We start from the raw sequence: 19,799 nt of genomic DNA, 5'->3' as shown, positions 1-19,799 counted from the left end.
TTAAAAGGGTGTCAATCTAAGTAAAATTGACACCCTTTTTTAATGAGAAAAATGAATGAATTCCCCCTGCACACCTTATCCGTTAAACATTTCTTCATTCAATTTATAAACCCTATCTCTTTTCTCATCACTTTTGACAAAAATAAGCTTTCCTTCTTTAACAAATCCTTCTAATAGTAAGCATACTTCTCCATATGCTTTCGGCTTATTCGTTGTGAATCTTTCATCTGATATTTTTCCAGCTCGTATTAATTGTTCACACAGCTCAAGTGCACTTATTTCTTCAGAATCCATTAATTCCAATATATCTCTTTGCAATGGTGATAAAGGTACTGGTATTTCAGCTACCTCCACCTTTTCTTTCGCGTTTTCTTCTTCAAATAAATCTTCAAATGAAATTTGATTCATTACTTCTTTTCCTTTCTAACGATTGATTTGTATAAAGCGTAGTTATTGTTATGTAGTACGTACCTTAATACATACATGTCAAACTCATGTACATCGTTTCATATAGTATATTTCGATTATACCAAATATACGTTCTGTTTTCTATCGTAGAATGGAAAACAGAACATTTTACTGTATGTATCATCATTAAATAACGCTGAATATCAATTATCCACATTTTTGGTTATATTATCAAAATTTCATCCACATTACGGAAATAAATGACAAATAATTATAACTTACATGTTACAATTACGATGCATGCATTTAATTGTATTAAATGCATGCATCGTAATGAGTATATTTAATAAAGTTAAATGAAACTGGGGAGGCTTGCGCAAATGGGGAAGAAAACAAGCAAAGCTAAATTTTTTTTCGGATTCGTAATCACCGCAGCACTAGTAACTACAACGATGGTAGGCACAGCTAATGCACAAACAACTACGAATAACTATAAGGTAGCTAGCAATACGAACACTGTATTTACAGATGTACCAAAGGACCACTGGTCAAAAGATGCTATTGATTACTTAGCAGCAGCAGGGATTTATAAGGGGTATGGAAATGGGAAATTTGGTTTTGGTGACAATGTTACTAGAGGACAGGTAGCTTCTTTAGTCAATCGACATTTAGGTTTAAAAGTAGACGATAAACAAGGAAATATGTTTAGTGATATTACAAATCATATGTTTGAAAAAGATATTAAAGCCATTGCGCAAGCTGGAATTATGACAGGTGATGGAACAGGTACATTCCGTCCAGATGATGTATTAACTCGATATGAGATGGCAGTAATATTACAAAAAGTATTTCATTTAGAATCAAAAGAACAAGGAAAATTTAAAGACGTACCAAAAGGTCATTGGGCTTATGAAGCTGTAAATACACTGCGTAGTAACCGTATAGCACAAGGTGACGAGTCAGGTAATTTTAACGGAAACACATTTGTGAAGCGTGAGCAGTATGCACAATTTTTCTATAATGCAATAGCAAAAAACAGAAATTATAATTTCAACATCAATTCAAAAGAAGAACTGAAACAAATGTTAACAACAGCTTTAGAGAATGGGACGTTTGGTCCATTTACATTAAATTCATTGCGTAAAGATATATCTGAAGTAAAAAAAGAATATGGAGTGCCTGATGTTTTGAAAAAAGCACCATGTACAGAATGTGATGCACCTAATATAGCGGTATACGGCGATTATAATATTGACATGTACCCTTGGGACGCTAGATATATATGGGTTAAAATGGATATTTCTATCAATGAATTAAAAGAGTGGTTTGGTGAGCCCGATTTAATCGGAGAGGATATGACTAGCGAAGGCTTTATATATAATCGAGGAAGCTATTCTCTTTATTTCAGCTTCTCTGATGGTTATATTCAACGCGCTGAAATATCTAAACGTGAAGATCGTTAATAAGTTACAAACAATAAAAAAATCCTTCAAGAACATGCCTTTTCTTGAGGGATTTTTTTGTCTCTATCTATTTAACATAATACAAAGCTATAACACTCCTACTGATTAAACTTTATTCTTCTTAGTGCTCCGCTTCCCATTCACTTAAATACGTTGCATATTCTAATTCATCTGGATTATCATGTAACATAGAAATAAACTCTAATTTATTTCCATCACAATCTAGAAAATATACGCTTGCAGCTGGCATCCACCTTTGGACAATTGGCTCTTCATTTCCTTTCCCCTGACTCCCTACTACCTCTATTCCACGTTTCTCTAACCATAATTTAGAAATCTTTAAAAACTCTACATCTACACGAAAAGCGAAGTGTTTCATCTCAAAATCTTCATTACTATGTACTTCCCATAATCCAAGCATTTGTTTTTTATTTTTTCCTATCCAAAAGAAAGCAACCGGCCTTTCCGATAGTTTTTTTGCTAATATTAAACCTAACTTATTTTGATAGAAATCTATCGCCTTTTCTAAATTTTTCACATGTAAATGCGTTTCATATATGCTTTGTATCATTATGATTCCCCCTCCCCTACATTCCAATTTTTTAAAAACATTTTGTTTTTATCATACAAATAAATACATTTGAAATCATCCTACTTTTGTATAATTCCCCCTTACTACAAAGGTATATATCTAGCATTATCATTTATATCCCAACACCAAATTTCAATCAAAAACACATTTACATTCTAGTAAATACATTCTTAAATTTTTATAATGTAATAAGAGTGACATCTTAACAATAGAGGAGGAACCGTTCTGGATAAAACTAAAGTTATGGCTTATTTTAGTATAACGGGTGATATATTCCCTGTTGAAGCAATTACCGACGCCCTAAATATCGAACCTACAAGAACTTATAAAAAAGGTGATATTGTCGCAAGACGTGATAATCCGAATCTTGTATCCACAAAAAAACTATATAGAAAAGAGACGGATTGGAATTTAAGCACTGGCTATCAAGAATCATACGATATAAATAATCAGTTGTATGTTATTCTAAAATCACTTGAAGAGAAAACAGAACCATTAAAACAGCTTAAGAAAAAATATGATTTAGAATTTCTATTTATGGTAGTCATTCAAATTGAGAATAACGAATCACCCGCAATGTATTTACAAAAAGATATACTTGATTTCGCTAGTTCGATTCAAGCAGAAATTCATTTTGATCTATATATTTACTAAAAATAAAAACGCTATTGATATTGGAATCAACAGCGTTTTCTTATATGACTAGATGTGTGAATTATTTTGTGAGAACAAAACAGATTCATTTTTCATTTCATTCTCAAAAACTGCATAGAGAATTCGCTCATTTTGATTTGCTTCCATTTTTGAACTCCACCTCGTTTGCACACTGAATTTTGAATTAACAAAAATCCAAAGCTAGTGTAACTGCTCTTCCAGGAAGATTTAACGTTACAATTACGCATTTTCTATACAAAAAAATATAACTATTTATAGTATGCTTTATGATATTATTATTTTCTTCCAAATGACAAAATTGATGACGTACGGATTAACCAGCACTCGGCGTATTTACCTATTTCCCTTTGCAAAATTTTAGCTTCTTATAGTTTTAGCTCTATAATCCATACCCGAACAACTAACTTCATCCTCTCTAGAAAATATCCATTCATTCTATTCAATTCCTAATCTACCTATTCCTTTATTACTCAGTAACAAAACAAGCCACCCAATTCAAATGAATTGGGTGGCTCTATACTATAAAGAGAATTTGCTATTTGTATTACTTCAATTTCCCCTCAAAAACAATCTTCCTACCGCACGGTTCAACTACTGTTTTACCGTCTTTCTTCACCTCATGAAAGATTGGCTCTTCCATGCGGCGAGACGGTGCATAGCCTTCTTGTTCCATACGTGCTAAGCAGTCTGTAATTGTTTCATTTTCGAGTACTTCAAATTTCTTTTTATTAGGTTGTTTTGTCATGCCCTAACCTACTTTCTATTTTTCTTGATGCGAATTGATTCTTCATGTAAATCATATATAACATTGCGAGAATTCCCATTATAATCATAACCGCAATAAAAAAGCTTGTATACTGTATTTTTTCTATAAATACGCCTCCTAATACAGGCCCCAGTATACTTCCTAAACTAAAGGCGATTCCAGATAATATATTACCTGCTGGCAATAAGTGTCTCGGTAATAAATCTGTCATAAATCCAAGTCCTAACGAAAAGCACGATCCAATGACCATACCCGCTAACAACATGCAGGCAAAGACGATCCAATAATATTGATCAAATACGGCTGCAAGTAAGAAAATGCCCGTACTTATGCTGAACGTCCACGTTAAAATACGGTCCCTTCCGTATTTGTCACTTAATATGCCGAGCGGAATTTGTGTAATAATGCCCCCAACTGCAAATGCTGGTAATAAGAAGGATACTTCTGAAACGGACCATCCTTTTCGAAGCGCGTATACTGGTAAGTTACTGTTTAACATTGCTTCCAGTACGCCATATGCAAGTGGTCCCAGCAGTGCAATCCATCCTAATCCAACAACTTGTTTATAACGAGAAAATGATGATTCACTCTTCACTTCTCTTTCATCTTGCGCCGGGAATGCATTTTTTGTTGGTAATAATAACAGCCAACCTATTAGACAAAGTATAGTAGATATAATAAATGGCGTTGCAAGACCGTACTGAACTGTGCTTGCTAAATACGGACCGACGGCAAAACCAATTCCGAAGAATACACCGTATATCGATACTTGTCTACCTATTTTACTCGGATCCGATGTTGTCGTAATCCATGTTTGTGTTCCGACATGTAGCATATGATCTCCCACGCCAACTAGAAATCTAAGGATAAACCATACCCAAAATGAAAATGTTTGTGTAAAAAAGAATAATGAAATAATAACGAGAAACCCACCAATGACGATAATTGGCTTCATTCCAAACTTTTGCATCGGTTTTTCAAGAAACGGTGAGATCACTAATATCCCAATGTATAGTGCTGTCGCATGAATACCGTTAATACTTGAACTAACCCCTTCTTGTTCAAAAATCATTGCAATGGCCGGTAAAAGCATTCCTTGTGACAAACCCGAGATTGCTACAATCCCAACCATAATCCAAAAAGTAAAACGCATTGACATTCCCTTTCCCTCTCCTTCTCACGCTTTCCACTTTTCATTATAAACTGTTTCTGCAAATGCGTGTACGAATATTCGCAATAAAAAAGAAGCTAAAAGAATGAATCTTTTAGCTTCTTATCCTTCCCAAACTTGTGCTTTCACATTGTTATGGAATTGCTTGAAATACGGATGTTTATAAAAAGCAGTTTCATACACGTATTGCTGTGTACTAGTGATTGGTGGCTGCGGGTATTGCAGTTGTAAAGGAACTACAGCTGGTGAAACTTGCATATACAACGGAGCTATCATCATTTTTGTATACACATGATGATGATATGGAGAATGCGCAATTAAGAACGGATGGTGCATGGATAATCTCCCCTTTTACTTACAATGTTATAGTATATGCAATACCTTTCATTTCGGGGATTATTTCTGTTCTAACCAATCCTCTACATGCTTTATAAATACGTCTAAACAATCAATAAACGGCGAATGACCGCAATCTTCTAATACCTTCAACTCTGCATTTGGCAAATGTTTTGCTAACTCCTCACCGACTACTTGTGGTACGACATAATCTCTGTCACCTTGTATGACGAGTGTTGGCGCTTTAATATGATGAATTTGCTTACTCCCCTCTACAACCCCATTATGTTCATCTGAAATATTAAATGTAATGAGCGCATAATTCACATCTACGAAATTACGTTGCGTTAACATATCGTCTAAATACTTTTCATAACGATCTGGTTCAGGTTGATTATGTGTATATATTAATAAATTCCATACTGTACGGTAATATAATTTATTCATATTTTTTATCGCATCTAACACTGGTGCAATCTGTACGGGATCTTGTGCAATTTCTTCTTTCGTCTTTACTAAGCTTGATACGATTGGTTGCCCGTTTATATCCTTTTTAAAAATTGGATATCCCTTCATACCCACCGATTCTACTAAAATTAACTTTTCGACAAACGTTGGATGATTCGCTGTAAATTGCATCGCAACACCACCGCCCATTGACCAGCCCATTAATGAAAATTTCTCTAGTTTTAATTGATCAATAAATAGTTTTACATCTTCTGCAAAATCTTGTATTGAATCTATCGCTTTATTATATGTTGATTGACCAAATCCTCTTAAATCAAGAGCGTAAATATGGTATTGATCTTGCAGCTTTTCAATGACTAAATCCCAATGTTGTGACGATGTCATGTTTCCGTGAATGAGTACAAGAATTTCTGCATTTTGCCTTCCAACTTCCTGATACGCAATCGTTTCTCCGTTCGATAGTGAAACAAACTCCATTGTTGCAGGCTTAATCATCACAAGTTCCCCCATTCTTTTTAATAGAAAGAAAATTCTTTACTTAATTAAAGAATAACACGCAGAATGTATGTTCTCAACAAAAAAGCGATACGAAATTTTTACATAAATCAACATGTCTATTACTAGACAATTATAATAAAAAAGTATATAGTTAGCTAGGTAACTAATTTGAAAGGATCAACATACATGGACGAAAAACAACATTTTTTTCACATTGTCAGCCAGACTTCTCGCAAGTTTACGAAGAAATTTAATGAACGCGTATCTCCCACTGGATTATTTAGTGCGCAATGGGCTGTAATTTTCCGTATTAATCAAACTGGTTCTTGTACGCAAACAGAATTATGTCAGTATTTAAATGTTGAGTCACCAACGATGACTCGTACGTTAACACGTATGGAAACGATGGGATGGATTATTCGTACTGAAGGAAAAGATCGCCGTGAGAAGCTCATTTCTTTATCAGAAACAGCGATAAAAATGATTCCGGTATGGCAAGAAGAAGTTGATACTTTCGAAGAAAAGACGCTAGAAGGTATTAACGAAGATGATTTACATCAAGCATTTCAAGTGTTACAACAAATTATTAAAAACTTAGATTAAATTGGAGGGATGACGATGCAAAGTGAAAAACTTTGGACGAAGGATTTCCTCGGAACTTGTTTTAGTAGTCTATTTCTCTTCTTAACATTTTATATGCTTATGACTACTTTACCCGTCTATGTAATAGACGGCCTAAAAGGAAAACCTGAGGAAATTGGTTTAGTTGCAACTGTTTTTCTTATTTCATCTGTTTTATGTCGACCATTCACAGGAAAGTGGCTCGATGATTTAGGAAGAAAGAAAATATTATTTATTTCACTTTCACTATTTTTAGCCGCTACCGTTATGTATTTCGGTGCACAAAGTTTATTTTTATTACTAGCCCTTCGCTTCTTACATGGTATTGGGTTCGGTATGGCAACAACTGCAACTGGTACGATTGTCACAGATGTTGCGCCAGCTCATAGACGAGGCGAAGCACTTGCCTATTTCGGCGTATTTATGAGTCTGCCGATGGTAATTGGTCCTTTTTTAGGTTTAACAATTATTTCTCATTTTTCGTTTACTGTATTATTTATCGTTTGTTCCGTATTTTCATTACTTGCATTTTTATTAGGACTACTTGTCAATATTCCGCATGAAGCACCTGTAAGCAAACAAAAACGAGAAAAAATGAAATGGAAAGACTTACTTGAACCATCTTCTATTCCAATCGCTCTTACAGGATTTGTTTTAGCCTTTTCTTATAGTGGTATTTTATCCTTTATTCCTATTTATGCAAAAGAGCTCGGTTTAGCTGATATTGCAAGTTACTTCTTTATTTTATACGCACTTGTTGTTGTCATTTCTCGTCCATTTACAGGTAAGATTTTTGATCGCTTCGGTGAAAACGTACTTGTTTATCCAGCTATTATTATTTTCACAATTGGGATGTTCATTTTAAGCCAAGCACAAACTTCATTTTGGTTCCTTGGTGCAGGTATGCTAATCGGTTTAGGTTACGGAACATTAATTCCTAGCTTCCAAACGATTGCGATTTCTGCCGCTCCAAATCATCGACGTGGTTCTGCGACAGCTACGTACTTCTCATTCTTTGATAGTGGTATTGGCTTTGGTTCTTTCATTTTAGGTATCGTCGCAGCGAAATCAAGTTACCATAATATGTATTTTATCGCGGCTATTATCGTTGCGTTCACTTTACTTTTATACTATGGATTACACGGACGAAAACAAAAATTTAAGAAACAGCGTACAGACGGACAAATATCCGCTTAACGTAAATAAGGAAAGTAAACTTATCCGTTTACTTTCCTTATTTTGTATTTCTTTCAATTGGAGCGTATACTTATAATAGAAATAAAAAGGAGGGACCGATATGAAACTTAAAAAATCTCCCCTACTCTTACTCATAATCACATTCATATTTGTAATTACAGGGCTCGGTTTTACATACTTCAAACATAATAAAACAATTCCGTCGAAAAATAATGTGACGAAAAAAAATTGGTTAGATGATCCATACTTACGTTGGTCGTATACACATATGAAAGAATTCACTTTAATTAACGAGGTAAATCATAACCCAGATCAAGTTTCCCATTTCTCTACCGCTTTGCAAAACTTAGATGATTTTGCTGTAGAGCGTAGATTGGGAAATACAACTCCTCTAAAAAAACTTTTAGACGATAACAAAACAGATGCGTTTGTCGTTGTACACAATGGAAAACTTGTTTATGAACGATATTTTAATGGATATAACGAGAGTGAACCGCATGGCATGGCATCATTAGCAAAGGTATTTACCGGAGCAATAATACAATCTCTCGCTGAAGAAAACCGTATTGATTTAGAAAAAACAGCTGACACATATATAAAAGAATTAAAAAATACACCATTTGGAAAAGCAACACTACAGCAATTAATGGACATGCAAGTTTCTGTGGAATACCCCACTCACGGCTATGAACACCCAGCGTTAGAAAATCAAGATGCACAACTATATTTAGCGAGCAATATTTTACCTCGAGGTAAAAATTACGATGGCCCGATGAAAATTTATGATATGTTACGAGAAGCAGAAGAAACTGCACCGCCTGGTTCCGATTTTTCTTACGATAACGGATCAGCAGAAACACTCGCTTGGGTGATTCGAACGATCACAGGTAAATCATTAGCTGAAAATGTTAGCGAGCGCATATGGTCTCAAATTGGTATGGAAGAAAACGCGTATTACGTAACAGATGAAACAAAAGTTGAACAAGCTAGTGCTGGTTTAAATGCAACTGCTAGAGATATGGCTAGATTCGGGCAATTACTATTAAACAACGGGGAATATAACGGAAAACAAATTCTCCCTTCTTCTATTACTGAAGATATAAAAAATGTCCAAGAAGGTGAACTTGCAGTTGGCCCTGGAGCTTCCATTTCTTATCATAATCAATGGTGGATTCCGCACAATGAACAAGGTGCTTTTGAAGTGTTAGGTAGTTACGGACAAACACTTTACATCGATCCGAAAGCAAATATGGTAATTGTCCACTTCTCTTCTAACGCTACGCCAAGTAATGACATACATTCAACATACTCAAACATGTATGTTGATATTGCACATCATTTAGAAAAGGTTCCACATTAGTAGCAGCAGGAGTTTAAACCTTACATGTATGACTATTTGATTGAACACGCAATCTCTTGTGCTGAAACATCAATATATCTAACAAGGAGCTCTCTTCATAAAGAGAGCTCCTTTTCCTATTTCTTCTTTTCTGTCGGTTGACTTTGTTTAGCGAAATTAGATGAATCATCGAAATTTGGTTGCTTTTTACCAGCATTATTACTTCTACCTTTTCCCATATGTAATGCACCTCCCCTCCTCCTTACTATTCCCAATAAAAATATCCAAATGCTGATGCGCAATAAATTAATAATGAAAACTGATAACATTTAAAAATATGGTGACAAGATTTGCGAATTGATTATGATATATTTAAGAAACGCCGATCTACTTTCACTTAAGTAAAAAAATTGCCCTATAAACAGGGCAATTTGCTCCAACCTAATGACTAACATTAGCCGTTGGGTATAATGTTGTTCCTCCAATTGAAACCTTTATTTCATTTGTTAATGGAACATTTTGTTCATTAATAATGGTTCTCCACCATTCCCATGCAAGACCTGTACATTCTCTTGCTACGATTTTTATATTTTTTGAATTTGGTGGAAGAGGGATTACTGTAGAGTAATGGGCTGTTTTGTCTTTGCCACTACCTTCCCATGTTTTATGTGTTAGTACTTCTTTCCCATTTTGATCAAATGTGAATTCATCCCAAGATACATCAAATTGCGCAACGTAAGCACCGTAATGATCAAGTGTCATTTTTGCACTTGAATATTCTGTAGTTGTCGTCTCGATATAATCTGTATTGTTATGAACAGCAGCAGTTGCATTATCTTTTAAGAACGTGCTTGTATATGAAATTGGGTATGCTGGATTTTTAAAACTTAATTCAGCATTATCTTTAATGATATTTCGGATTTCATTGAAATCTTTTGTAACAACCTTGTTATGCTCTTTCGCATCTCCACCTAATACGACAGCAGTAAAGGTACTTTCTTCAAAAATATCTTTGTACTGTCCACTCGTTTCGACGCTGTTATTCTTAAGTAAAGCTTTAAAAGCAGCTTGTACATCTTTACTCTTAGATGTTGTTTCTAATTTTACATAAACCGTTCTACCATAAGCTACATTTGAAACCATAACAGGTGGAGCCGAATTACTTACTCCTTTACGAGTTAGCTCATCAAAAGTAACACTATTATCAAAGAGATCAGATGGATTATTAGGTAGTTCAGCACTTACAGTATAAAATATTTGTTTATATGCCGCCACCATCACTTTCTTTTCTCCATTTGCAACTGCATTAAAGTCAATATTTAGACTGTTATCAAGATATTTAGCATTAACATTAAGAGCACTTGCGATTTGTGATTTACTATAAACCATAGATTCTGTATACTGCATTCTTGCAGGTAACGTATGTGTTGCGGAATACTTTTCATTCCAATTAGATACTAAATCATCTACTGCTCCAGCTACATTACCATATGTCGGATTTTGGACAGTGATTGTATTTTCTTTTCTCATACCAGGTAAGTCTATACTAATATTCAAAGGCTTTCTCTTAGCCACTAATAAACTCGGTTGATTGTCTGCAAAAGCTTTATTGGCAAGTTGTACAGCTCCTGGATACGTACGATTCGCTACAGAATCAATAATCGAAATATCGACTGGTGACGTTGTAAGTGATTTTTTCTCACGTTCCACTACTACAAATTTACCATTTGAATTGATACTTTCTTTTGGAACAAAACTCTCTACTTTATCACCATTTACAGCTAAAACCTCTTGATTATTATATGTAAGATTCCCTATACCAGTATCAATGCTACTAGCATTTTTGTTTATATCATTTGCATGACCGGCTTGTGTTTCTGCGAAAGAAATAGATGAATAATTAAGAGTGCATAGACTAACTAATACACATGTAAGGAACTTTCTTTTCTTAGAATTTTTCTTAATGTTCAGAAAAATCACCCCATTCTTTTTTTAGTAAGATATAATAATGATGGATATATGATAGCTAACGAATAAACTTACATAAACGCTTTTAAAAGTTCTTGAATTAAAGGAATTACTCCACCTAAAAATTTTAAAACTGCCATTGCGATTTCCATATTCCTTCCTCCTCTTTGCTGTATTAAGATGTATTGTATATTTATGCTTTCATTATAATAAGCTTTTACATTTGCATCAATTCATTTTTATATGCAATATTTCATATTAGGGAAAAGCAACTTTTTCTGTCAGGGTGATGATGCTACCACTCTTCTTGAACATATTTCAATCCTTCTAAAAATATCAGAATTTTCTATTTTTAAGAGGTTATGAACGAAACAACCTCGAATAATTGTAATACATATACATAAGGAGGTTGATCTATTTTGTTTCGTTCTTTTACTAATGGTTGCGTCGCCTTAGTGCAACGCTTCTTGCCAGAACCGTTTATTTTATCATGTTTATTAACTGTTTTCGTTATCTTCTTTGGTATGTTTGCAACGCATCAAACACCTGTGGAAATGATTAATCACTGGGGTAATGGCATTTGGGGACTTCTCGCCTTTTCTATGCAAATGGCACTTGTACTCGTGACAGGATCTGCTTTAGCAAATGCTCCTCTTATTAAAAAAGGATTAACGAAAGCGGCAAGACTACCAAAAACAAATGGACAAGGTATTATTGCCATTTCAATCGTAAGTTTACTAGGGGCGTACATAAACTGGGGATTTGGTATTGTTGTATCTGTTTTATATGCAAAAGAAGTAGCAAGACAGCTGGAAGGATTAGATTATAGACTGGCAATTGCTTCTTCTTACTCTGGATTTCTCATTTGGCATGCGGGGCTTTCTGCTTCTATCCCTCTTACGTTAGCAACAGGCGGAGAAACGTTAATGAAAACGACAGCTGGAAGTATTAAAGAAGCGATTCCAATCACTGAAACGTTATTCTCACCATACGCCCTAGTTCCAGTTATTATCTTTTTAGTTACGATGCCTCTCATTAATAAGGCGATGCATCCAGATGAAAAACATACGATTACAGTAGACCCTAGCGTGTTCCATGAAGAAGCTGCCGCTCAAGAGGTAGGGAAAAATACGTTCGCTGAGAAAATGGAAAATAGTATCATTATTACACTTTGCGTTGGATTGTTAGGTCTCATTTATATTTTCAACTACTTTTATACGAAAGGCTTTAACCTTACGCTAGACATCGTTATTTTTATGTTATTAATTGCTGGACTCGTTTTCCACCGTACTCCGATTCAATATATTCGCGCTTTTTCAGACTCTACGAAAAGCGCTTCTGGCATTCTACTTCAATTTCCGTTTTACGCAGGAATTATGGGGATGATGATTGGAGCAAATAGTGAAGGCCTTTCACTTGGAGGAGCTATTTCGAATTTCTTTATTAGCATTTCAAACGAAACAACTTTCCCCCTCTTTACTTTTTTAAGTGCTGGCATCGTTAATATTTTCGTTCCATCTGGTGGTGGTCAATGGGCTGTGCAAGCACCCATTATGATTCCAGCTGGCGCTGAACTTGGTGTACCTGCTGCAAAAACAGCAATGGCCATTGCGTGGGGCGATGCTTGGACAAATTTAATTCAACCTTTCTGGGCATTACCAGCATTAGCGATAGCTGGTTTAGGTGCTCGTGATATTATGGGATTTTGCGTTGTGAACTTACTATATGCAGGATTTATCATAAGTCTATGTTTCTTATTTATTTAAACGAAAAGCTAGTTTTATACTAGCTTTTTTACATAATAAATCATTTATTTCCCACGCAATTTATCACAGTCTTCCACTCTATCTCCGTAAGATATAATGCCTCAAATGCAAAAAAATCTTCACATACTTTTTCAATCTGATGTGGATTTTCCCTCAAGAAGTTCCACTGTAAAGCTTTAGGAAGAAAATGCATTTCATACTCCTTACTTCCCCTTACTACTTCATCCACTTCTCTTTCACAAATTCCTCTTATTAAGTAATCATTTCTTAATTGTATTTGAATTTGCTGAAATGTTTCGCTACATTTCTTCAATTGAAGTAAACATGTAATATACGTTCGAAAAAGTTCGTTATCATACCCACAACAGTTTATAATTCGATCGATTTCATTCATAATGTACGAGCCTTTTCTTCTATTTGTAATAACCACTTTTCCCGCTTCTCTCGTTTACTCGTTTTCACAGATTGAAATACTGACCGTTTTATATCGCGAATGCCGCAAAAACGTAAAACACCTCTCTTCATTATAATCCAATCTGCTGATCGATATAGTAATGCGACGTACCATAACGGTGAGTCTAACGTATTAATTACCCATGCCTTCTTACCTTTCAATAAGCCTTTCGGCAAGGCCCCTTCATATTTATAAGCAAATCCAGCTACGAAAATGCGATCAATAAACCCTTTTAAAATAGCTGGCATCCCCCACCACCATATCGGATAGATGAATAGAAGCATATCTGCTTCTTCTACTAATGTTCTGTACCTGGCTGTTTCTTCTTCATTTACTAAATCACGTCTTTTCTTCTCTTCATTAAATACAAGGACTGGATCAAATTGCTCCTTATATAAATCAAGTACGGTAACTGAATGATTTGTTTCCTGTAGTCCTTTTTGCACATGATTTAAAATTGCCGCGTTAAAACTTGAAGGACTAGGATGAGCGTATACAATGAGTACATTCACTACAAAACAACTCCCTCTATAAGTTAAAGTTTCCCCTTCTTTAACATCTTTTCTACAATTTGTACGTTTTTTGAACTTTGCAATAAACGATTTAATACTGTGAGTAACTCTTCCTTTTCTAAATCTTTCAGTTTCTCTTTCACCTTACTCTCACCAGCCTCTTGCATATCATAAACAACTGCCGCCATATGCTTACAATAATTTTCATATGGACATTCACAATTACTTTCTGAAAAATCTTCGAGATCGATGACCACTTCATAATTCCCTGCATTTCCAGTTACAAATGCAAATACTTTATTATCATGTATTTCAACATCTTCTACATGTCCATCTTCATAATATTCATATCCTCTATCAATAATATATTTCGGAATATGCCTATATAGTTCTTTTATTAAATAAGCGTACATAACAACCCCTCTTCCTTTAATTCCCTTTTGACTTCCAAACCTGCGCATGTTATTCTAATAACTGTCAAATAGCAAGTCTAGATGACAAAACGACTGACACCTATTCGGCGAAGGTGTCTCTTTTCATTTGCAGCCGATATGAAGTGCCTCTTTCAGGCACATTCAATCTTTGACACTACACACTCAACACCATTCCCTGTATCAGGCTGCTTAAGCAGTCTTTTACTCTACATACTTCAAAAAAAGAGAGCTTAGCTCCCTTTTCTCGCCTTATACAATACCCCTTTTTCAGTATAGAGATACTCATCAGCTAATGTAATTTTCCCATCCAGTTTCAACTCATCTAATAATCTTGATAAATAAAATTGATGTAACATCTTTTTCGTGAATTTTCCTTCATGATGCGAAACGATATGTTCTTGAATATCTAACAATGATATTGGCTTATCTTGCTCTATCATATATTCATAAACTGTACTACGCAGTTTTACGTATTTTTCGAGTGTCACAGTAATGCGCAACCCCTTTCTTCTTAATGTAAATTTTCGTAATCGGTTTTTTTGCAATAAAAAAACCTCTCCGATAAGAAGAAGTTACGTATATATCTTCGTCTTATCTCCCAGAACAAATTTGTTCTGCTGGAATTAGCACCTGCATCGCGGTTGCTGGGTTTCATCGGGCCAGTCCCTCCACCTCTCTGGATAAGAAAATATTCACTTAATTCTTACTATACGTAATTTCATTTCAATTGTCAAACAAATATAACAAATTATATTTTCTTCTTTACTGTTCATACTATACATATATGAATATGCAAGGAGGATTATGAAATGCACGAAAATGCCCGCGGATATGTCCAAGACTCTTTTCAATCATTACAAGAAGCAAAACAATGTTTAGAAGCAGCACTACAGACTGTTGAAAAAGATTTTAATCGCGCTCGTATTGAACAATCTCTTTATGCAATCGAACAAGCTATTCAACGCTGTGACTACACCGTTCACATTTTAGAACAAGATTGAAAAAACTTCCCATCATAAGGTGGGAAGCTTTTTCAAATGGCATACTTCATAATTATTGCCGTTATGATTAAAAAATATACAGAATTCACAATTTCTAAAATCCCTACTTTTATAATAGAAATTTTTTTGCCATACAATATAATGGCTCGAATGACACTTGGTATAAAAATAAGGGAGCACCACGGATTAATAGCAAATACGATGACCGTTAACATGATATGATAACCCCAAGATATATAACGATACTTCGGATTATTTTTCTCACGTATCATCGTTTTCACATAAAACGTACTTCCTAAAAAATATAAAAATGAAATAAGCGCAATAAATAATGCTGTTTTATCTATCAGTTTCATTGAAAAATAATAACTAACTAAACCACCTATACAGAAAACAATAATTGCACTAACGTCATTTAATAATGCTCTTTCATTTTTTTGACGAGCGTAATACATATTTACTATAAAGAGTGGAATCATGACTATTACGAATAAAAGAATGCGCCATTCATATAATAGAGAAATCATCCCAAATATGAACGCAATAATAAAATATACAATTGAAGCATGTAAATACTCTTTTTTCCGTTTTTGTTTTATGTACATAAGAAATGGATACGTAGCTAAATAGATAAAGAACCAAGCTAAAAACAATGGAATATGATACATAGTAGGTTTCCCAAGTATGACACTTAATAGAAATGGTATAACAAGCATCGCCCATGCACCATGTTGCTTCGGAATAACTAACTTCATTAACTATACACCTCCCTTTTGAAAATAATTCTCACCTACTATTATACAAATAATTTTATATAGTAACGGATATATATTGGACTATTTTTTGACAATAAAAAATGCTCCTTACAATATGTAAGAAGCATGAAAGAGGCAAACGAATATGTAAGTCGCGACCCTACCTTATATGAGTATGCTTTTCTATACCATGTTATGCTCATCTAATATGCCATATTTCTTTTTAAATCTTGTAAGAATCGTAATCCAAGACGTACTAAATAATAGTAAGAAAACAACATTCGAAATGGCATGGCTCAAATCGAAATAAAAACTTGCGATATAATACGAAATGACTGTTTCCCACGTTGCCTCTCGTATAAAACCGAGAAGTCCCCAGAAATTCATAATCCAGCCAAATAAAAATCCAACAAACAATCCGTATAGTAGTCTTCCCCATAGCTTTTTCATTAAAAACGTATTACGTAATAATCCAGCTATAAAACCAATCATACCCCATGAAAACATTTGCCACGGCGTCCACGGACCTTGCCCTAAAAAGATATTAGACACAATCGCCGCTGTTGCCCCGATCATAAATCCAGTTTCACTTCCGAACACGATTGCAGAAACGATAATAACAAAAGAAGTTGGTTGTACACTTGGTAAAATAGAAAATGGTACTCTGCTTACTGCTGCAATTGCCGCTAACACAGCAACGAGAACAATTTCACGTGAAACAAATGCCTTTCTTTCAAAGCGGATATAGAACGGTAACATAATAACGACTAATAAAAACAAACTACTTAACATGTAATACCCATCCATGATAAGTGTAGTAAAGAGTAATGTGCCTATTATTACTGCAAAAATACATATTATGAATGCAACATATCGTTTGGACACGCTTCGTACACATCCTCCCACGTTAATGCATATGGCAATTGTTTTCGAATGAATCGATTGATAGATGTTGTATAAAAGAAGTTGCCACTAAAAAATTCTTTCGGTGCATCATTCATAATAACTGCTCCGTCAAATAACATCATACATTGATCAACGTATTTCGCTGCAAACTCAATATCATGCGTTGCCATTACAATTGTTGTACCTTCTTTTTGCAGTTTTCTAAATAGCTCTCCTACTCTTTCTTTCTTCCACGGATCTAGTCCCTTTGTCGGTTCATCTAGTAATAATAACGCCGGCTTTGATAATAACGTTGTACATAATGCAAGTAGTTGTTGCTCTCCCCCGCTACAATCATGTGGATGGCGTTCTTTAAGTGCATATAGCCAAAACTTTTTAAGCTGATGTTCTGCTATTTCTTTTCCTTGTTCTCCATATAATTCACGTGCTCGTTCATACACCTCGCCCCACACTGTATCAAATGTAAAATGATAATACGGATGCTGTGATACATACCCAATACTTTTAAATCGTTCTTTCGAATCAATTTTATGTATCACTTTCCCATTCCACTTTACTTTCCCTCTTCTCACTTTTTGTAACCCTGCTAAAATCGTTAACAGTGTAGACTTCCCTGTACCATTTTTTCCAACGAGAGCTACCCATTTTCCTTTTTCAATCGATACTGTTAAATCTCGTAAAATGAGCGGACTATTCTTTTCATATTGGAACGAAATATGCTCGGCACTTAAAATGACTTCTTGCTTTTCACTTTGTACTATTGGCTCATTTACATATGATATCGCTGAAAAATCATTCATTTTCATTTGTGCTTCTCGCACTGTAAACGGAATATCTTTCGCATTCCACTCTAAAAACAATCTTGGAATTTGCGGAATAAATGGACGGAACTTTTCTACTTCCCACATATTTGCTACAACCGTTTTCGGACTACCGTCATACACGATTTGGCCGTTACTCATACAAATAACGCGCGTTGCAAGTGGTATCACTTCATCTAAGCGATGTTCACTTAAAACGATCGTAATTCCAAGTTCTTCGTTAATACGTTTTAACAATCCTAAAAACTCTTTCGCAGCAATTGGATCTAATTGTGCTGTCGGTTCATCTAATAATAATAACTTTGGCTGCATAACTAATACCGCAGCTAAATTGACAAGTTGCTTTTGTCCACCAGATAACGTATGAACAGATTGGTGCAATAAATCTTGAAATCCTAAGAAGCTAATAAGCTCTGCTATTCGTTTTTGAATAATATGTGATGGTAACCCGATATTTTCTAAAGAAAATGCTAATTCTTGAATGACCGTATCCATTACGAGCTGATTTTCTGGATTTTGAAATACCATTCCAATTTCTTGGGCAGATAACAAATCCGGTACATTTTCTAATAAAGTACCATCATAATATGTATCCCCAGTACGCTTACCAATTGGAAGTAATTCCTTTTTAAAATGTTTTAATAAAGTCGTCTTCCCGGACCCTGATCCGCCGGCAAGTACAATAAACTCTCCTTTTTGAATAGAAAGAGAAATATGCTGTAACGCATATTCGTTTTCATCAGCATATACAAATGATAAATTGTTTATTTCTGCATGCGCCACCATAACCATTCCCTTCCTTCCATTATGATTGGTAAACTAATAAACATCGTAAATACGCCGAACATCATTCCATCGTATTGCTGAAATAATATAGATTCAACTCTCGGATAAATGATTAACTTTCCTCCGCCATACGTACTACATATAATAGCAACTATAAATAGAATACTTAAATAACTGAGAGTGTACCAATCGCGTTTTTCCATTCTATACCGAATATATGTCGTACGCTTCGTTACACCAAATCCACGCGCTTGCATAGAATCTGCTGTTTGCAGTGCATCTTCTAACGAACAAATTAATAGTACTTGCAACAATTGCATACCATTTTTAACCCGTTCCACTATGGAACCTGCATCTACTTGTACACCTTTTGTCTTTTGGACGAGTGTTATTTTCTGTAATCGCCTCATAAACAAAGGAACAAACCTCACCGTAATCATCGTTAACAATGCTACTTTCGGTGAAATTCTAGAAAACAAATATAAAAATTTATGACTTGAAATAATATCATTATACGAAGCAAACGTAAACATAATCGCAACTAGTAATAACCCCATTACTACTCCAAACATGATCGCCTCAAGCTTAATACGGCTATCACCTAACCAAAATAATGTAGTTCGACCTCTATGCGTTAATAACGAATTAAATAAAATGACCATCAAAAAGAAAACGATTGTGCTCGGTAACATCTTTCTTATCTTTTCGCTATTCCCTTGCATCACATTGATTATAACAATTAATAGTATTGCTCCAATTAAAAAAAGAGGATGAAGACACATCATACATAGTATCATCACCCCGATATAATAGAAAAAATTCACAAAAGGATGTAAAGAAGAAAAACTTATTTTCATAGTCC

22 protein-coding genes and 1 riboswitch are annotated in these 19,799 nt (G+C 34.7%); of the genes, 7 read left to right on the top strand and 15 right to left on the bottom strand.

Translation table 11 applies throughout. From position 1 onward, the window contains the following. Positions 1–75 precede the first annotated feature (75 nt). Positions 76–408, bottom strand: a complete 333-nt coding sequence (locus MR070_RS10690; protein WP_001071912.1) for a DUF3895 domain-containing protein — start codon at positions 406–408, stop codon at positions 76–78. A gap of 380 nt (positions 409–788) precedes the next feature. On the opposite strand from MR070_RS10690, the gene MR070_RS10685 reads away from it, so the two are divergent. Beyond that, positions 789–1,871 (top strand): S-layer homology domain-containing protein, encoded by a 1,083-nt coding sequence (locus tag MR070_RS10685; RefSeq protein WP_242261219.1) that lies wholly within the window; start codon positions 789–791, stop codon positions 1,869–1,871. Between the two features lie 121 nt (positions 1,872–1,992). Here the strand turns inward: MR070_RS10685 and MR070_RS10680 are convergent, their stop codons facing one another. Next, positions 1,993–2,442: a VOC family protein gene (locus tag MR070_RS10680; protein ID WP_242261218.1), complete on the bottom strand. Its 450-nt coding sequence runs from the start codon at positions 2,440–2,442 to the stop codon at positions 1,993–1,995. Positions 2,443–2,706: 264 nt separating this feature from the next. Here MR070_RS10680 and MR070_RS10675 point away from each other — a divergent pair, with 264 nt between their 5' ends. Further along, positions 2,707–3,117, top strand: coding sequence for a DUF4279 domain-containing protein (locus MR070_RS10675; protein ID WP_044793149.1), 411 nt, complete (start codon positions 2,707–2,709; stop codon positions 3,115–3,117). 565 nt (positions 3,118–3,682) lie between these two features. Here MR070_RS10675 and MR070_RS10670 read toward each other — a convergent pair. The 4 genes from MR070_RS10670 to phaZ form a co-directional block, all read right to left on the bottom strand. Beyond that, entirely contained in the window at positions 3,683–3,883 is a 201-nt protein-coding gene (locus tag MR070_RS10670) for an NETI motif-containing protein (RefSeq protein ID WP_000166303.1), read from the bottom strand. Beyond that, positions 3,867–5,063: an MFS transporter gene (locus MR070_RS10665; RefSeq protein WP_242261217.1), complete on the bottom strand. Its 1,197-nt coding sequence runs from the start codon at positions 5,061–5,063 to the stop codon at positions 3,867–3,869. Before MR070_RS10665 ends, MR070_RS10670 begins: the two co-directional genes overlap by 17 nt. A gap of 114 nt (positions 5,064–5,177) precedes the next feature. Continuing rightward, complete coding sequence (locus tag MR070_RS10660) at positions 5,178–5,411, bottom strand: hypothetical protein (protein ID WP_242261216.1); 234 nt, start codon at positions 5,409–5,411, stop codon at positions 5,178–5,180. Positions 5,412–5,471: 60 nt separating this feature from the next. Next, entirely contained in the window at positions 5,472–6,389 is a 918-nt protein-coding gene (gene phaZ, locus MR070_RS10655; protein WP_242261215.1) for an intracellular short-chain-length polyhydroxyalkanoate depolymerase, read from the bottom strand. Positions 6,390–6,563: 174 nt separating this feature from the next. Here phaZ and MR070_RS10650 point away from each other — a divergent pair, with 174 nt between their 5' ends. From MR070_RS10650 to MR070_RS10640, 3 genes are all read left to right on the top strand, one after another. Then, a complete protein-coding gene (locus MR070_RS10650; RefSeq protein WP_000343680.1) occupies positions 6,564–6,980 on the top strand; it encodes a MarR family winged helix-turn-helix transcriptional regulator in 417 nt (138 codons plus the stop codon). Between the two features lie 15 nt (positions 6,981–6,995). After that, on the top strand, positions 6,996–8,195 hold the full coding sequence (locus MR070_RS10645) for an MFS transporter (RefSeq protein ID WP_001190334.1): 1,200 nt from the start codon (positions 6,996–6,998) through the stop codon (positions 8,193–8,195). A gap of 100 nt (positions 8,196–8,295) precedes the next feature. After that, entirely contained in the window at positions 8,296–9,555 is a 1,260-nt protein-coding gene (locus MR070_RS10640; protein ID WP_242261214.1) for a serine hydrolase domain-containing protein, read from the top strand. Positions 9,556–9,975: 420 nt separating this feature from the next. Here the strand turns inward: MR070_RS10640 and alo are convergent, their stop codons facing one another. Beyond that, on the bottom strand, positions 9,976–11,514 hold the full coding sequence (alo, locus tag MR070_RS10635; protein ID WP_242261213.1) for an anthrolysin O/cereolysin O family cholesterol-dependent cytolysin Alo: 1,539 nt from the start codon (positions 11,512–11,514) through the stop codon (positions 9,976–9,978). Between the two features lie 407 nt (positions 11,515–11,921). Here alo and MR070_RS10630 point away from each other — a divergent pair, with 407 nt between their 5' ends. Next, complete coding sequence (locus MR070_RS10630) at positions 11,922–13,268, top strand: short-chain fatty acid transporter (protein WP_046198436.1); 1,347 nt, start codon at positions 11,922–11,924, stop codon at positions 13,266–13,268. Between the two features lie 40 nt (positions 13,269–13,308). Here MR070_RS10630 and MR070_RS10625 read toward each other — a convergent pair whose 3' ends face one another. The 4 genes from MR070_RS10625 to MR070_RS10610 form a co-directional block, all read right to left on the bottom strand. After that, positions 13,309–13,662, bottom strand: a complete 354-nt coding sequence (locus MR070_RS10625; RefSeq protein WP_242261212.1) for a group-specific protein — start codon at positions 13,660–13,662, stop codon at positions 13,309–13,311. After that, a complete protein-coding gene (locus MR070_RS10620; RefSeq protein ID WP_001101676.1) occupies positions 13,659–14,234 on the bottom strand; it encodes an NAD(P)H-dependent oxidoreductase in 576 nt (191 codons plus the stop codon). Before MR070_RS10620 ends, MR070_RS10625 begins: the two co-directional genes overlap by 4 nt. 23 nt (positions 14,235–14,257) lie before the next feature. Beyond that, on the bottom strand, positions 14,258–14,647 hold the full coding sequence (locus tag MR070_RS10615; RefSeq protein ID WP_242261211.1) for an SWIM zinc finger family protein: 390 nt from the start codon (positions 14,645–14,647) through the stop codon (positions 14,258–14,260). Positions 14,648–14,898: 251 nt separating this feature from the next. Then, entirely contained in the window at positions 14,899–15,156 is a 258-nt protein-coding gene (locus tag MR070_RS10610) for a hypothetical protein (RefSeq protein WP_000171481.1), read from the bottom strand. Positions 15,157–15,256: 100 nt separating this feature from the next. Continuing rightward, positions 15,257–15,355, bottom strand: a riboswitch (SAM riboswitch). Between the two features lie 122 nt (positions 15,356–15,477). On the opposite strand from MR070_RS10610, the gene MR070_RS10605 reads away from it, so the two are divergent. Then, positions 15,478–15,669 carry a hypothetical protein gene (locus tag MR070_RS10605; protein ID WP_000545001.1) on the top strand — a complete coding sequence of 64 codons (192 nt, stop codon included), beginning with the start codon at positions 15,478–15,480 and terminating at the stop codon, positions 15,667–15,669. A 32-nt stretch (positions 15,670–15,701) separates the two neighbouring features. Here the strand turns inward: MR070_RS10605 and MR070_RS10600 are convergent, their stop codons facing one another. From MR070_RS10600 to MR070_RS10585, 4 genes are all read right to left on the bottom strand, one after another. Further along, positions 15,702–16,424 (bottom strand): YwiC-like family protein, encoded by a 723-nt coding sequence (locus tag MR070_RS10600; RefSeq protein WP_070806524.1) that lies wholly within the window; start codon positions 16,422–16,424, stop codon positions 15,702–15,704. A gap of 183 nt (positions 16,425–16,607) precedes the next feature. Further along, entirely contained in the window at positions 16,608–17,309 is a 702-nt protein-coding gene (locus tag MR070_RS10595) for an ECF transporter S component (RefSeq protein ID WP_000044896.1), read from the bottom strand. Beyond that, on the bottom strand, positions 17,282–18,943 hold the full coding sequence (locus MR070_RS10590) for an ABC transporter ATP-binding protein (protein WP_070806525.1): 1,662 nt from the start codon (positions 18,941–18,943) through the stop codon (positions 17,282–17,284). Before MR070_RS10590 ends, MR070_RS10595 begins: the two co-directional genes overlap by 28 nt. Beyond that, on the bottom strand, positions 18,916–19,794 hold the full coding sequence (locus tag MR070_RS10585) for an energy-coupling factor transporter transmembrane component T (protein ID WP_011733105.1): 879 nt from the start codon (positions 19,792–19,794) through the stop codon (positions 18,916–18,918). The genes MR070_RS10590 and MR070_RS10585 overlap by 28 nt, the downstream gene beginning before the upstream one ends. Between the last annotated feature and the right edge of the window lie 5 nt (positions 19,795–19,799).

The organism is Bacillus cereus group sp. BfR-BA-01453 (genome assembly GCF_022662915.1).
GTDB classification, from domain to species: Bacteria; Bacillota; Bacilli; order Bacillales; family Bacillaceae_G; genus Bacillus_A; species Bacillus_A paranthracis.
The sequence above is the reverse complement of the archived record's forward strand: the minus strand, read 5'-3'. Positions and strand labels throughout refer to the sequence as shown.